Below are 14374 nucleotides of genomic sequence, written 5' to 3' on the forward strand. Positions count from 1 at the left end.
CACGCCTCACCATTTCAACACTGTGTCGTCCTCGAACACCAGTCCAGTGGGTCCGTCGGCATCGAGTGTGGCGAGTCGAAGTGCTACGGCCGCACCCTCGTCCGGCGATCGCGTTCCGCGGAATCCGTTGAATTCGGTGGCGACGTGCCCGGGGGCTGCTCCGTTGACCTTGATCGGGGTGACGGCAAGGTCTCGGGCGTAATGCACGGTGAGGGCGTTCAGGGCGGTCTTCGAGCTCGAATACGCCATCGACGGCGTGCCCACCCATGCGCCGTCTTCGCCGATGGAACCGCGCTTGCTGGTGACGTTCACGATCCGACCGGCCGGGGACCTTCTCAGCAGGGGTAGGAATGCGTTGGTCACATCGACGACGGCAAAGACGTTGACGTTGTACACCTTTCGCATATCTGACGAGTTCTCTTCGGCAGGGCGGTGATACCCCACGTTGACGCCGGCGTTGTTGACGAGTGCGTCGAGGTGGCCTACTTCGGTGTCGATGTATCGGACGGCCTCGTCGATGTCGTCCGTCGAGGTGACGTCGAGCCGAATCGGGCGAACGTCCCCGTCGATGCCGGCAGCCGAGACGGTGCCCTCAGCAACATCTCGGCAGCCCAAGTAGACGACGAAGCCCTGGGCGGCGAGGCCGCGGACAATGGCGAGGCCGATGCCGCGGTTGGCACCGGTGACGAGTGCGGTGTGTGTTGTCATGTCAACACAATGCTCTCGTCAGTGTTGTCATGTCAACAGGCGGGCAGATAGGCTGATGCAATGACGTTGTTGGACGAGTCCGAGATGGCCCTGTGGCACGCGTGGAAGCGCGCGCAGGAGAGCGTGTGGACTCGCGTCACCGCGGAGATCATGGACGAAACCGGCTTGTCGGATCAGGACTTCGCGGTTCTGACCCGGGTTCACGAGATAGGGCAGGGGGTGCTGCGGCAAAGCGCGCTGGCGGCCTTGCTCGAGTGGCATCGCAGTCGGCTCTCGCATCATCTGACCCGAATGGCCGACCGCGGACTCATTACTCGACGTCCGGTCGACGGGGGCGTGGAAGTAGTTCTCACCGCGGGGGGCCGTGACGCCGTCGTGCGCGCTCGGCCCGTTCACGCCGAGGCAGTGAGACGGCATCTGCTCCAAGCGATTCCGGAATCCGAGCGAGCGGCCTTCGAGCGAATTCTCGACGGCCTCACGCTTTCAGCAGGCGACCACTGATCACTGCTGCCAGACCGCGCGGGGCGAGGCGGACGCTGCCCGCGCTGATCTTGTTGGACAGTCCCGATACGACACTGGCGGGGGTGTGACGAGAATCCAACGCGCGCAATGCAGTCGAGACCACCTGCTCGGATGTTTGGAAGTTGCCCACCGCGGCGTCTTTGGATCCCACAACGTCGAAGAATTCGGTGCGCGTCGGTCCGGGGGAGAGCGCAAGTACCTTCAGCGGTGAGGTGCGGTACTCGAACGCCAGGGCTTCGGTGAAGTTCAATACGAAGGCCTTCGTCGCCCCGTACACGGCCATGTTCGGCGTGGGCTGATACGCGGCGGTGCTTGCCACGTTGATCAGGGCTCCGGTCAGGTTCGGCAGGAAGGCGTGGGTGAGGTCGACCAGTGCGCTGACGTTGAGGGCGATCTCAGATGCCACGCGCTCCGGATCCTCGTCGGCGAACCGGCCGTGAGTTCCGAAGCCTGCGTTGTTGACCAGCGAGGTAGGGGTTATCCCTTTCTTGGCCAACGTGGTTCGCAGCGTCGCGCCGACGCCGGGCACGCCCAGATCCATTGCCACGACGGTGGCGGTCACGCCATGGGCGGCTTCGATGCGGCGCGCAAGAGCGTCCAACCGATCGGCCCGCCGCGCCACGAGGACGACGTTCTCGCCGCGAGCGGCGAATCGGGTGGCGAATTCCTCGCCGAGGCCTGAGCTTGCTCCGGTGATGAGCACTGTGGAGGTCATGGGTTCAATGTATGCAGTGTTGATGGACTCGGTGTACGGAGTACCCGGCCTCGATCCGATGTTGCGCCCACTCCTGACTATGTTGAATGGCATGAGCGACTACGACCTGCAACGCTTCGTCGACGCCCAAGACCCCGTCTGGAATGCAGTGACGATGGAACTGAAAGCGGGACGCAAGCAAACGCACTGGATGTGGTTCGTGTTCCCGCAATTGGCGGGGCTGGGGCGCAGCTCGACCGCTCAGCACTTCGGCATCGCGGACCTGACCGAGGCGGAACTGTATTTGTCGCACGAAGTGCTGGGCCCGCGACTGAAGAAGGCCGCTCGGCTGGTGGCTGCTGTCGAGGGGCGGACGGTCGACGAGATTTTCGGCTATCCGGACAATTTGAAGCCGGACAATTTGAAGCTGCACTCGTCCATGACCCTTTTCGCCGAAGCTACCAACGGCACGTCCGTTTTCGACGAAGTGTTGCAGAAGTATTTCGACGGAGAATCCGATGGCGGAACTCTCGACTTGCTCGACGAGCGATACCGCTAGCATCGCATCATGACGACTCCACTCGACGGATCCATTGCCTTCGTTCACGCCAGCTGGCACCTGGACATCGTCGACCGCGCGCGAGTGGGATTCGCCGCCGAGCTCGAGCAGCTCGGCCACGACGCCGCGGTCGACGTCTTCGAGGTGCCCGGTGCGTTCGAGATCCCGCTGCACGCGCAGCGGCTCGCCCGAACAGGAAAGTACGCGGCGATCGTCGCCGCCGCACTGGTTGTCGACGGCGGAATTTACCGACACGATTTCGTCGAGACAGCAGTCATCGACGGCCTCATGCGGGTTCAGCTCGACACCGACGTACCGGTGTTCTCGGTGGTGCTCACTCCGCACCATTTCCACGAACACGCCGATCACAACGCCTTCTTCACAGCGCACCTCGAAACCAAGGGTGCCGAGGCGGCGCGGGCCGTGGTCAAGACTCTGGCATCGCTGGGAACTATCGGCTGACGCTGGGGGCCTGACGCAGTGGCCGATTCTGGGTGCGCCTCCGACGGCGACTCTTCTTCTCGGCTCCACGCCGTACTCGCGGAACTTCAACGGCGAGAACCGATCTTCCATCGCCGCGAGTACGGCATCACGCGCAAAGACTTCGAGCGCCTCACCGATGCGGGTTTCTGGGAAATTGGAGCGTCGGGTCGTCGCTACAGTCGCGAACATGTCTGGTCGGTCCTCGAAGGCCGGTACTCATCCGATCCCAGCGGCCTCCTCGACGCCGAGTGGGAGACCAGCGAATTCGTGCTACGGGAAATTTCCCCGGATACATATCTGCTGACATACACATTGCTGCTCGACGACAGGCTCACCCGCAGGACCACCCTGTGGCAGCGGCGAGACGGTAATTGGAAGATCCTTTTTCACCAGGGAACCGTCGTCGCGGAGCAAGAGTCGTGATGCGGGACTAATGACTCGGCCGCTACCACAGGCCACCGACAGGTTCCGATTCACGAATCCTTGTGCGCAGCAGTAGTTTTGGATTCGACTATCGTTGTGTATCGAACGCATGTTCGATACACTTCTTCCATGACCACCGAGATCTGGCAACTGAGCGAAGCAGAACTGCTCGCCGATGCTGCCGCGGTCTCCCACCAGATTCAGTTGTTGGAAGCACGCCGCATCGCCCTCGTCGCCGAGATAGACACCCGCGTGAGCCGCGAGAAGCTCGGCTTTCCCGGACCCGCAGGGTGGCTGACCTCCACCACCCTCCTCACCCCGAGCAAAGCGAACAAGATCGTGGCCCTCGCTCGCGGGTTGAAGAACTTCCCCGACATCGCCGACGCCGTCAGCACCGGCGTCATGACCGTCGACCACGCCGCCCTCATCCTCACCTTCGCCGAAACCCCACCCAAACTCCTCCCTCCAGCCGGTCGAGATATGGCCCGCACCGCGATGATCACCGCCGCCACCGGACCCGAAGCCCGCACCGACCGCATTCGCGAAGCCATCACCAACCTCACCGACAGATTCGGCGGCAACAAGCCACCACCGGAAGACACCGACCGCAACGAACTCTTCGCCTCGAAAACCCTCAACGGACGTCTCGTAGCGAAGATGGATTTCGATGCGATCACCGGAGAAAAGCTGCTCACCGCGCTGTCGCCGTTGACCGAACCCCGGCCCGCCGCCGACGGCACCCCAGACGAACGCAGTCCCGCACGGCGACGCGCCGACGCCTTCGGGCACATCCTCGACCGCTACCTCGCCTCCAGTAACCGCCCCACCGAAGGCGGCGAGAAGCCGCACGTCAACCTGCACATCCGGTTGCAGGACCTCCAGAGCCTGGCCGGCCAGAGCAGTGACGACATCACCGACGACGAAACCACACGCGCTGCAGCAGAATCCGGCAACGAGGCCAGTTCAGTGACTGCGGATCGTGGCGCATATCGCGACCTGTTCGGCGACGGCACCACCGTAGGGTGGCTGCCCTGGATGGGACCACTGTCCCGCAACAGCTCGCGTCAACTGGCCTGCGACTGCCTTCTCACCGCGATCGTCATGGACGAGAACGGCAACCCGCTGAACCTCGCCCGTACCGTCCGCACCGTCACCGCCAAACAGAAACGCGCCCTCACCGCCCGCGATCACGGCTGCGCGTTCCCCGGTTGCGGCAAACCCGCCGCCTGGACCGAAGGGCACCACATCTGGCACTGGACCGACGGCGGCCCCACCGACATGAACAACCTGGTCCTGCTCTGCGGGTTCCACCACCGACTCATCCACCACTCCGACTGGGAAGTCTTCATCGCAGCCGATCAGCACCCATGGTTCGTGCCACCTGCCACTGTCGACCCCACCCGACAACCGAGACAATCCCACGCCCGAGCCGGCCCCCACATCGCCTGAACCCACGCGAAAACAACCCAGCCCCGCACCGAGAACACGGTGCGGGGCTGGAAGAGGTTGGCAGTACAGCCGTTTCGAGAACGTCAGTCGTTGGCGTGCAACGCCGCGTTCAGCTCCACGCCGGTGCCCTTCCACGGCACCACCTCTACCGCGCCCGAGAGCGAGTTACGACGGAACAGAAGGTTGGACTTACCGGTCAGCGTCGCCGCCTTGACCACGGTTCCGTCCGGTCCACTGACCTTCGTGCCCGCAGTGATGTACAGCCCTGCCTCGACGATGCAGTCGTCACCGAGAGAGATACCGAGTCCGGAGTTGGCACCGAGCAGGCAGCTCTTACCGACCGAGATGACGTTCTTGCCGCCGCCGGACAACGTCCCCATGATCGACGCGCCACCGCCGACGTCGGAACCGTCACCCACCACGACGCCGGCCGAGATGCGGCCCTCCACCATCGAGTTGCCGAGCGTGCCGGCGTTGAAGTTGACGAAGCCCTCGTGCATGACCGTCGTTCCACTGGCCAGATGGGCACCGAGGCGTACACGGTCGGCGTCGGCGATGCGAACTCCGGTGGGGACGACGTAGTCGACCAGACGTGGGAACTTGTCGACTCCGTACACCGTCACGTGCCCGCGGGCGCGGAGCTTGGCGCGCACCGTCTCGAAGCCGTCGACCGCCGCGGGGCCGAAGTTGGTCCATACGACATTGGCGAGCAAGCCGAACACTCCGTCGAGGTTCTGCCCGTGCGGCTGAACCAGCCGATGCGAAAGCAGGTGCAAACGCAGGTACGCATCGTGCGCGTCGATCGGGGCGTCGTCGAGAGAGGCGATGCCGGTGCGGACCGCAACGACCTCCACACCGCGCGCGTCGTCCGGTCCGACGAGAGAAGCGAACTCCTCCGGGATATCGGATCCCTCCAGTCGCGTGGTGCCGGTCTCGAAGCCCGACCCGAGCTCGGGGCTCGGAAACCAGGTGTCGAGAACGACGCCCGACGTGGTGATGTTGGCAAGACCTACTGCTGATGCTCCCTGTGCGCTCACGGCAGGAAGAATACGCGGTGGGTTTCGCGCGTGGGTTCGCCCGTCATCGCGGGTGAGCGGATTGTTTCCGGTACCAGGTTTCCGATGCCGGGTCGGTTCGTTACCGATTCGACTGTCGAGTGTGACCGCATCGGGATGCGGACGGACGAGCAGAAGGCGGGGGAGCTGACAGAGTTTTCCCGATGACCACCCGCATCGGCGCGCGCAGCCGTGGAGCCGCCACGGTGATGGCGGACGGCGTCTCGTTCACCGGATTGGTGACAACGCTGGCCACGACGATCGTCCTCGGCATCGCCTTGGGTTTGGTTGTCGCGGGCGCGTGGTAGACATGCCCATCGGCTGACAGGGGGTCGCCGAGTCTGGGGGACGTCATGGGTTCGAGTAAGTCCACGCGCGCACGTTCGGCAATAACCGCCATCGCCGCGGCGTTGATGGCCGTGAGCGGTGTCGTCGTCGGTTCCGGCACAGCCGCTGCCGATCCCACCTGCGCCGGAGCAGGCGGACCGTCGGCCGTGGTCGCGAAGATCCCCGGGGCAGCGCTGGAAGGGTTGGCCGTCGACGCCTCGGGCCGCGCCTACGTCACCGACATCGTGTCCGGCCGGGTGTACCGCATCGATGCCCCGGGCCGGCCCGCGTACCCCATCGCAAAGGTGCCGAGCGGCGGCGGCGGAGCCCTGGCCTGGATGCCCGACGGCACCCTCCTCGTCGGCTACGGCGCGGACCCTCGCGTCCTCGTCGGAGACGTCGTCAAGGCGGCAGGAATCGTGCGGCTCGACGTCGACACGTTGGCCGTCACACCGTTCGCCAAAGGTCTGAGTGCCGCCAACGGACTCGCCGTAGCTGCCGACGGAACCGTGTACGCCACAAACGACTTCGGGTCACTCATCGGAAGAATCAGTCCCAATGGATCCGTCGACCCAGCGTGGGCGCGCTTCCCGAGCGCGAACGGTGCAGTCCTCGATGCGGCCGGCCAGTACCTCTATGTCTCGCGTACCTTCAGCAACCCGGGGGTCAGCCGAATTCCGACCGCCAACCCGTCGGCACCGGAGAGTCTGCTCGACCTGTCGGGACTGAACTCCTTCGCGGCCCCGGACGGCCTTACCCTCGATTCCGCCGGACGTCCCGTGGTACCGCTCAATGCCGGCGGATCCGTCGTCCGCATCGATGCGCCGGGGGCCACGTGCGTGATCGGTACCGGTACTCGACTGACGAGTGTTGTCGTCTATGGGCGCTCTCAGCAGGGCTTTTCCAGCGGACGATTGTTCGGCGCAGGCTTCGACGGCGTGGTCCGCGAGATTCCGGGACCCAAAGCCTAGGGTTGTCGGCGTGACGCTCGAACTGCATGCCGACCCGATAGATCTGACCGCTGCACTGGTGGATATCCCCAGCGTCAGCGAGGACGAATCGCGCATCGCCGACGAGGTTGAGCAGGCGCTGCGCGAGCAGACCACCGGCTTCGAGATCATCCGCAGCGGCAACGCCGTGCTGGCCAGAACCAACCGCGGACTGGGCTCGCGGGTGATGCTCGCGGGCCATCTCGACACCGTTCCCATCGCAGACAACGTGCCGTCGAGGCGAGAACACGATAGCGCCGAGGGCGACATCCTGCACGGGTGCGGAACCGTCGACATGAAGTCGGGCGACGCCGTCTTTCTTCATCTCGCGGCGACCATCGACAACCCCGCGCACGATCTGACTCTGGTGTTCTACGACTGCGAGGAGATTGCGGCCTCGCGAAACGGTCTCGGTCGTATCGAGCGTGAGCTGCCCGAATGGTTGCACGCCGACGTGGCGATTCTGGGTGAACCGTCCGGCGGCTTCATCGAGGCGGGTTGCCAAGGGACGCTGCGGGTTCGGTTGACTGCGTCGGGAACGCGGGCGCACAGCGCCCGCTCCTGGTTGGGAGACAACGCAATTCACAAATTCGGTGCGGTACTCAATCGGCTCGCCGCCTATCGGGCCCGCACCGTCGATATCGACGGCTGTGTGTATCGCGAAGGGCTGCAAGCAGTTCGGATCTCCGGTGGGGTTGCGGGAAACGTCGTACCCGACGCCGCCGAACTCGACGTCAATTTCAGGTTCGCCCCGGATCGCGGTGTCGACGAGGCCGTCGAGCATGTTCGTGAGGTCGTCGAGGGCCTGGAACTCGGGTTCGAGGTCACCGATTCCTCGCCCGGTGCGCTGCCCGGTTTGAACAAGCCGGCCGCTGCTGCGCTGATCGAGGCCGCGGGCGGGCAGTTCCGGGCGAAATACGGCTGGACCGACGTATCGAGGTTCTCGGCCCTCGGCATCCCGGCGGTCAACTACGGTCCCGGCGATCCCAACCTGGCCCACAAACGGGACGAGCGGGTTCCCGTCGAGCAGATCACCCATGTCACACAGGTTCTCCGGAGCTACCTCTCTGCCGGATAGCCTGAACGGCATGAACAGCGACCAGGTCCCAGGGAGTTTCGAGGAAGTCGGCACCGAGAAATCGGCCAAGCACAAGGGGTCCGTCGTACTCCGTCGTGGTCGCAACACCGAAACGTCCACTTCGGATCAGCGCCTGCTCGACGAACGAGGGTCAGGAAACTGGATTCACTCCGATACCTGGCGAGTGCTGCGCATCCAGAGCGAATTCGTCGAGGGATTCGGCGCGCTTGCCGAGGTACCGAAAGCGGTGACGGTGTTCGGCTCCGCCCGCACCCCCGTCGACCATCCCGAGTACACACGAGCCCGGCAGCTCGGAGCAGCCCTGGCGAAGGAGGGCTTCGCCGTCATCACCGGCGGCGGTCCGGGCGTGATGGAAGGTGCCAACCGAGGTGCGAGCGAGGCCGGCGGCTACTCGATCGGGCTGGGTATCGAGTTGCCGTTCGAACAGGGGCTCAACGAGTGGGTCGATCTGGGCATCAATTTCCGGTACTTCTTCGTTCGCAAGACCATGTTCGTCAAGTACTCCCAGGCGTTCGTATGCCTGCCCGGCGGTTTCGGTACCCTCGACGAACTGTTCGAGGCCCTGACTCTGGTGCAGACCGCGAAGGTCACGAAGTTCCCGATCGTGTTGCTGGGCAAGGATTTCTGGTCGGGACTGCTCGATTGGATCAAGACGACTCTCGTGAAAGAAGGCAAGGTGTCCGAGAAGGACCTCGACCTCATCCATTGCACCGACAGCGTCGACGAAGCCGTCCGCATCGTGCGCGAGGCCCAGCAGTGAGCGAACGGGTTTCGGCCGAAGGCACGCTCAGCGTCTGCGTCTATTGCGCGTCGGGTCCCGTCGACGCCTCGTTCATCGAGTTGGCCGCGGAGGTCGGCACCGAGATCGGCCGACGCGGCTGGCAACTGGTCTCGGGCGGCGGCAATGTCTCGATGATGGGCGCGGTGGCCGCGGCGACGCGGGCGGCAGGCGGGAACACCGTCGGCGTCATCCCGAAGGCTCTGGTGCACCGTGAGGTCGCCGACGTCGATGCCGACGAGCTGATCGTCACCGACACGATGCGTGAGCGCAAGAAGATCATGGAGGATCGCGCCGACGCGTTTATCACGTTGCCCGGCGGGATCGGAACCCTCGAGGAGCTGTTCGAAACCTGGACTGCCGGCTACTTGGGCATGCACAGCAAGCCGATGGTGATGCTCGATCCATTCGGACACTTCGACGGGATGATGCAGTGGATCGACGGTCTCCGGTCGACGGGGTTCGTGCAACAGCGAGCCCTGGACGCGCTGGTCAGGACCACGACGGTCGGTGCGGCACTGGACGCGTGTGCAACGTTGTGACAGGTCACGAACCTTGGTCGAGGAGCGAGCTGCTGAAACTTGTTACTCTCAAGTAGGGTAACAAATCTCACACTGTCTTCGAAGGGGATTTCATGGCTGTCGATGCCCGTCAGAAAATTGGAGTGACCGACCTCGCGGTCGCGCTGCCGAAAATGGTGACGGAGGTGCCGAGCCTGCTCAAGGGGCTGGCGGGGTTCACCCGCAAGCCCGATCACAAGGTGTCGATCGGCTTGATCTTCCAGGAGGCCGCCGCCAAGAACAGCAGCCGCCCGTTCGTTCGATTCGAGGGTGAGTCGACCTCGTACAAGGACGCCAACGAGCTCGTCAACCAGTACGCCGCAGTGTTCGCCGACCACGGTGTCGAGCGCGGTGACGTCGTCGGCGTGCTGAGCAAGAACCGTCCGGAGGCGCTGTTCGCCGCGCTCGCTGCCGTCAAGCTCGGTGCCACCGCAGGCATGCTGAACTACAACCAGCGCGGCGACGTCCTCGAGCATAGCCTCGGGATTCTCGACGCGAAGGTCCTGGTACTGGACGAGAACGCACAGGAAGCCCTCGATTCGCTCGACGGTGAGCCCAAGGTGGGAGCGGTGCTGCCACTGAAGAAGCTCGCCGAGTTGGCGGAGTCGGCGTCCACCGCCAACCCCAAGGTCACCGCAGAGATCCAGGCCAAGGAAAAGGCGTTCTACATCTTCACCTCGGGCACCACGGGCATGCCCAAGGCCAGCTTGATGAGCCATTTCCGCTGGCTCAAGTCGATGTCCGGTCTGGGCAACATGGGTGTTCGGTTGCGCAGCAACGACGTCATCTACTGCTGCCTCCCGCTCTATCACAACAATGCGCTGACGGTGACGCTGTCCTCGGTGCTCGCAGGTGGAGCCACGATGGCCATCGGCGCGCAGTTCTCGGTGAGCAACTTCTGGGAAGACATTCGCGTCAACAAGGCCACAGCCTTTACCTACATCGGTGAGCTGTGCCGCTACCTGCTCACCCAGCCGAAGAAGGACTCCGACCGCGACAACACCGTCAAGCTGATCGTCGGCAACGGCCTGCGTCCGGAGATCTGGGAAGAATTCACCGAGCGGTTCGGCATCTCCCGCGTCGCCGAGTTCTACGGTGCCAGCGAGTGCAACATCGCCTTCATCAATGCGCTGAACATGAAGAAGACCGCAGGCATCTGCCCGCTTCCGTACGCCGTCGTGCAGTACGACGAGGAATCCGGCAAGGCCAAGCGCGGGCAGGACGGCAAGCTCCGCAAGGTCGGCAACGGGGAGATCGGACTGCTGCTGTCCAAGATCACCGACCGGGCACCGTTCGACGGCTACTCCGACGACAAGGCCACCGAGAAGAAGATGGTGCGCGACGGTTTCAAGGACGGCGACGCCTGGTTCGACACCGGTGACCTGGTCCGCAAGCAGGGCTGGATGCACGTCGCGTTCGTCGATCGCCTCGGTGACACGTTCCGGTGGAAGGGCGAGAATGTGGCCACCACCCAGGTCGAGGGCGCTCTCGGTGGACACTCGGCGGTCGACGGTGCCGTCGTGTACGGCGTCGACATCGACGGAACCGATGGCAAGGCCGGCATGGCGGCGATCACGCTGCGCGACGGCGAGACGTTCGACGGCAAATCGGTGGCCGAGCACCTCTACGACAAGTTGCCGAGCTACGCGGTGCCGCTGTTCGTCCGCGTCGTCGACAGCCTGGAGCAGACGTCGACGTTCAAGAGTCAGAAGGTTGCACTGCGCAAGCTCGGCTACGAGGAGGACAGCGCCAGTGATCTGTACGTGCTGCGCGGTAAGTCCGGTGGCTACGAGAAGGCGTACGACGGGTACGTCGACGAGGTCGCCGCAGGTAAGGCACCCAAGGGCTGAGCACTCGAAAGGTGTGCCCGTGTCACTATTGATTTCATGAGTACCCTCTGCGGCAAGCAGGTCGCCGACGATCGCGCCTTGGTGATGGCGATCGTCAATCGCACCCCCGATTCGTTCTACGACGGGGGTGCGAACTTTTCCGACGACGCCGCGATGGCAACGGTGCACAGGGCGGTCGCCGAGGGTGCCGATATGGTCGACATCGGCGGCGTGAAGGCCGGTCCGGGTGATCTGGTCGACGCCGACGAGGAGATCCGACGGGTCGTGCCGTTCGTCGAAGCGATCCGCGATGCGTATCCGGACCTACTGATCAGTGTCGACACCTGGCGCAGCGAGGTCGCCCGATTGGCCTGCGGAGTGGGCGCGGATCTGATCAACGACACCTGGGCCGGGGCAGACCCCGAGTTGGTGCGCGTCGCGGCCGCCGAGGGTGTCGGCATCGTCTGCTCGCACACCGGCGGCGCTGTGCCGCGGACGCGTCCGTACCGGGTTCGGTACACCGATGTGGTGGCGGACGTGATCGCTGAAGTCACCGCGGCCGCCGAGAACGCTGTCGCCGAGGGGGTGAAGAAGGATTCGATTTTGATCGATCCGACGCACGATTTCGGGAAAAACACCTATCACGGGCTCGAGTTGTTGCGGCGCGTGGACGATCTTGTAAACACCGGGTGGCCTGTGCTCATGGCGCTGAGCAACAAGGACTTCGTAGGCGAGACTCTAGGGGTAGAGCTCGTCGACCGGTTGGAGGGGACATTGGCAGCGACAGCATTGGCCGCAGCAGGCGGAGCCCGAATGTTCCGGGTGCACGAGGTTGCGTCGACCAGAAGAGTCGTGGACATGGTGGCAGCGATTCAGGGGCTCCGAACCCCGGCGCGGACGGTCAGGGGGCTCGCATGACGCTGGCCGACCGAACAGAGGTGACCCGAATGTGGTCCGAAACCAACAGCTGGGACACCCCGGACTGGACCATCGCCGAGCTGGAAGCCGCGAAAGCGGGCCGGACGGTGTCGGTGGTCCTGCCGGCGCTGAACGAGGAACAAACCGTTGCCGCCGTCATCGACACGATTCATCCCCTGCTCGGGGGACTCGTCGATGAACTGATCGTGTTGGACTCCGGTTCGACCGACGAAACGGCCGTCCGCGCGAGAGCGGCCGGTGCCCGTGTCATCAGCCGGGAAGAAGCAGTGCCCGGACTGGACCCGGTGCCGGGCAAGGGTGAAGTGCTGTGGCGATCCGTGGCGGCATCGACCGGTGATCTGATCGCCTTCGTCGACTCCGATCTGATCAATCCCGATCCGGCGTTCGTTCCGAAGCTGCTCGGCCCGCTGCTGATGGGCGACGGTATCCATCTCGTCAAGGGCTACTACCGCCGTCCGCTGCGGGTCAGCGGGACCGAGGATGCCAACGGCGGTGGACGCGTCACCGAGCTCGTCGCCAGGCCGTTGCTCGCGGCACTGCGACCGGAATTGACGGGCGTCATTCAGCCGCTCGGCGGGGAATACGCGGGTACTCGCGAACTGCTGTCCGCGGTGCCGTTCGCGCCCGGTTACGGAGTGGAGATCGGGCTGCTGCTCGACACGTACGACAGGCTCGGTCTGCAGGCGATCGGTCAGGTCAATCTCGGCGTGCGCAAACATCGGAACCGGCCGCTGGTGGAACTCGGGGCGATGAGCCGACAGATCGTCGGAACGATGCTGAACCGTTGCGGCATGACCGATTCCGGTGCCGGGCTGATGCAGTTCCGGGTCGACGGTGATTCCTTCCAGCCGTTCTCGACCGAGGTATCGCTGGTGGATCGACCGGCGATGAACTCGCTGACCTAGTCGTGTCGGTCGGGCGTGACAAGATTGTGGGATGTTGACGCTGCTGATCTACGTCGTCGTCATTGCCGTCGTCGCTGCTGCACTGTTCTTCGTGGCGTCCACAGTGTTCGGTCGCGGTGAGGAACTGGGCCCCTTGCCCGAGGGAACCACCGCGACCGTGCTGCCCGCGGAGGGCGTCACCGGTACCGATGTGCGGTCGCTGAAATTCCAGCAAACCGTGCGGGGGTACAAGCCGAGCGAGGTCGATTGGGCACTCGAACGGCTCGGCGGCGAAATCGACATTCTCCGGTCGCGGTTGTCCGCGGCGGAGGCCGACGCGCAGTCGGCGTCCAGGTCCCCGTTGTCCAGGTCTTCGGTGTCCAGTTCCCCGTTGTCCAGTTCCCCGGTGTCCAGTTCTTCTCTCGACCCCGAGCCGGGTGTCGCCGAGCCGGACGAGCAGTGACTGCAGTCGCCGGACCGGACGGCAAGCTCCGCTGCCCGTGGGGTGCCACCGACGACGAGCTGTATCGGAACTACCACGACACCGAGTGGGGGCAGCCTCTGCACGGGCGCGACGAACTGTACGAGCGGCTGTGCCTCGAGGCGTTCCAGTCCGGTCTGGCGTGGATCACGATCCTTCGTAAACGCGAGAGTTTCCGCCGTGCGTTCGCCGGGTTCGACCCGGAACGGGTGGCCCGATTCGGCACCGCCGATGTCGAACGGTTGATGAACGATGCGTCGATCGTGCGTAACCGCCTCAAGATCGACGCAGCGGTGAACAATGCTCGGGTCATCGTCGACTGGGACGACACCGACCTCGACACCCTGCTGTGGTCCTATGCGCCCGAACCACGGTCGGCGCGGTTGACCGAGCACGTGGACGTGCCTGCCTCGACTGTCGAGTCGAAGGCTCTGGCCAAGGAGCTCAAGCGTCGGGGGCTGCGATTCGTCGGCCCCACGACTGCCTACGCCTTGATGCAGGCCACCGGAATGGTCGACGATCACCTGTCCGGGTGTTGTGTGCAGGTCACGAATACCGACTCCGATTCCCCCTATCGAGGTCGATAGGGAAGAAT

General features: G+C 64.3%; 18 protein-coding genes. 15 read left to right on the plus strand and 3 right to left on the minus strand.

Annotated features, from left to right (window positions below; all coding sequences use genetic code 11):
* Window positions 1-6: 6 nt before the first annotated feature.
* Window positions 7-708, minus strand: coding sequence for an SDR family oxidoreductase (locus ACFI9K_RS14655; RefSeq protein WP_462664166.1), 702 nt, complete (start codon window positions 706-708; stop codon window positions 7-9).
* Between the two features lie 60 nt (window positions 709-768).
* On the opposite strand from ACFI9K_RS14655, the gene ACFI9K_RS14660 reads away from it, so the two are divergent.
* Window positions 769-1209, plus strand: a complete 441-nt coding sequence (locus tag ACFI9K_RS14660) for a MarR family winged helix-turn-helix transcriptional regulator (RefSeq protein WP_462664167.1) — start codon at window positions 769-771, stop codon at window positions 1207-1209.
* Here the strand turns inward: ACFI9K_RS14660 and ACFI9K_RS14665 are convergent.
* The gene (locus ACFI9K_RS14665; protein ID WP_462664168.1) at window positions 1184-1945 is read right to left on the minus strand and encodes an SDR family NAD(P)-dependent oxidoreductase; all 762 of its coding nucleotides are present in this window, start codon (window positions 1943-1945) and stop codon (window positions 1184-1186) included. The two genes, ACFI9K_RS14660 and ACFI9K_RS14665, sit on opposite strands and share 26 nt — an antisense overlap.
* Before the next feature lie 79 nt (window positions 1946-2024).
* On the opposite strand from ACFI9K_RS14665, the gene ACFI9K_RS14670 reads away from it, so the two are divergent.
* The 4 genes from ACFI9K_RS14670 to ACFI9K_RS14685 all read left to right on the plus strand — a co-directional run bounded on the left by ACFI9K_RS14670 (window position 2025) and on the right by ACFI9K_RS14685 (window position 4838).
* Window positions 2025-2483 (plus strand): DUF1810 domain-containing protein, encoded by a 459-nt coding sequence (locus ACFI9K_RS14670; RefSeq protein ID WP_462664279.1) that lies wholly within the window; start codon window positions 2025-2027, stop codon window positions 2481-2483.
* A 9-nt stretch (window positions 2484-2492) separates the two neighbouring features.
* Window positions 2493-2945 carry a 6,7-dimethyl-8-ribityllumazine synthase gene (locus ACFI9K_RS14675; RefSeq protein WP_462664169.1) on the plus strand — a complete coding sequence of 151 codons (453 nt, stop codon included), beginning with the start codon at window positions 2493-2495 and terminating at the stop codon, window positions 2943-2945.
* Window positions 2946-2963: 18 nt separating this feature from the next.
* Complete coding sequence (locus tag ACFI9K_RS14680; protein WP_462664170.1) at window positions 2964-3389, plus strand: nuclear transport factor 2 family protein; 426 nt, start codon at window positions 2964-2966, stop codon at window positions 3387-3389.
* 129 nt (window positions 3390-3518) lie between these two features.
* The gene (locus ACFI9K_RS14685; protein ID WP_462664171.1) at window positions 3519-4838 is read left to right on the plus strand and encodes an HNH endonuclease signature motif containing protein; all 1320 of its coding nucleotides are present in this window, start codon (window positions 3519-3521) and stop codon (window positions 4836-4838) included.
* An 83-nt stretch (window positions 4839-4921) separates the two neighbouring features.
* Here the strand turns inward: ACFI9K_RS14685 and dapD are convergent, their stop codons facing one another.
* Window positions 4922-5875: a 2,3,4,5-tetrahydropyridine-2,6-dicarboxylate N-succinyltransferase gene (gene dapD, locus ACFI9K_RS14690; protein ID WP_462664172.1), complete on the minus strand. Its 954-nt coding sequence runs from the start codon at window positions 5873-5875 to the stop codon at window positions 4922-4924.
* 182 nt (window positions 5876-6057) lie between these two features.
* Between dapD and ACFI9K_RS14695 the strand changes: the two genes are divergently transcribed.
* From ACFI9K_RS14695 to ACFI9K_RS14740, 10 genes are all read left to right on the plus strand, one after another.
* Complete coding sequence (locus ACFI9K_RS14695; RefSeq protein WP_462664173.1) at window positions 6058-6201, plus strand: hypothetical protein; 144 nt, start codon at window positions 6058-6060, stop codon at window positions 6199-6201.
* Window positions 6202-6246: 45 nt separating this feature from the next.
* Complete coding sequence (locus ACFI9K_RS14700) at window positions 6247-7191, plus strand: SMP-30/gluconolactonase/LRE family protein (RefSeq protein WP_462664174.1); 945 nt, start codon at window positions 6247-6249, stop codon at window positions 7189-7191.
* A 10-nt stretch (window positions 7192-7201) separates the two neighbouring features.
* Window positions 7202-8287, plus strand: coding sequence for a succinyl-diaminopimelate desuccinylase (gene dapE, locus ACFI9K_RS14705; protein ID WP_462664175.1), 1086 nt, complete (start codon window positions 7202-7204; stop codon window positions 8285-8287).
* A gap of 10 nt (window positions 8288-8297) precedes the next feature.
* Window positions 8298-9068, plus strand: a complete 771-nt coding sequence (locus tag ACFI9K_RS14710; RefSeq protein WP_462664176.1) for an LOG family protein — start codon at window positions 8298-8300, stop codon at window positions 9066-9068.
* Window positions 9065-9628, plus strand: coding sequence for an LOG family protein (locus tag ACFI9K_RS14715; RefSeq protein WP_462664177.1), 564 nt, complete (start codon window positions 9065-9067; stop codon window positions 9626-9628). The genes ACFI9K_RS14710 and ACFI9K_RS14715 overlap by 4 nt, the downstream gene beginning before the upstream one ends.
* 92 nt (window positions 9629-9720) lie before the next feature.
* Window positions 9721-11496, plus strand: a complete 1776-nt coding sequence (locus tag ACFI9K_RS14720; protein ID WP_462664178.1) for a long-chain-acyl-CoA synthetase — start codon at window positions 9721-9723, stop codon at window positions 11494-11496.
* Between the two features lie 36 nt (window positions 11497-11532).
* On the plus strand, window positions 11533-12393 hold the full coding sequence (gene folP, locus ACFI9K_RS14725) for a dihydropteroate synthase (RefSeq protein WP_462664179.1): 861 nt from the start codon (window positions 11533-11535) through the stop codon (window positions 12391-12393).
* Window positions 12390-13319: a glucosyl-3-phosphoglycerate synthase gene (locus ACFI9K_RS14730; RefSeq protein WP_462664180.1), complete on the plus strand. Its 930-nt coding sequence runs from the start codon at window positions 12390-12392 to the stop codon at window positions 13317-13319. Before folP ends, ACFI9K_RS14730 begins: the two co-directional genes overlap by 4 nt.
* Before the next feature lie 31 nt (window positions 13320-13350).
* Window positions 13351-13761, plus strand: a complete 411-nt coding sequence (locus tag ACFI9K_RS14735; protein WP_462664181.1) for a DivIVA domain-containing protein — start codon at window positions 13351-13353, stop codon at window positions 13759-13761.
* Complete coding sequence (locus ACFI9K_RS14740) at window positions 13758-14366, plus strand: DNA-3-methyladenine glycosylase I (protein WP_462664182.1); 609 nt, start codon at window positions 13758-13760, stop codon at window positions 14364-14366. Before ACFI9K_RS14735 ends, ACFI9K_RS14740 begins: the two co-directional genes overlap by 4 nt.
* Window positions 14367-14374 lie beyond the last annotated feature (8 nt).

Source organism: Rhodococcus sp. PSi06 (genome assembly GCF_054960675.1).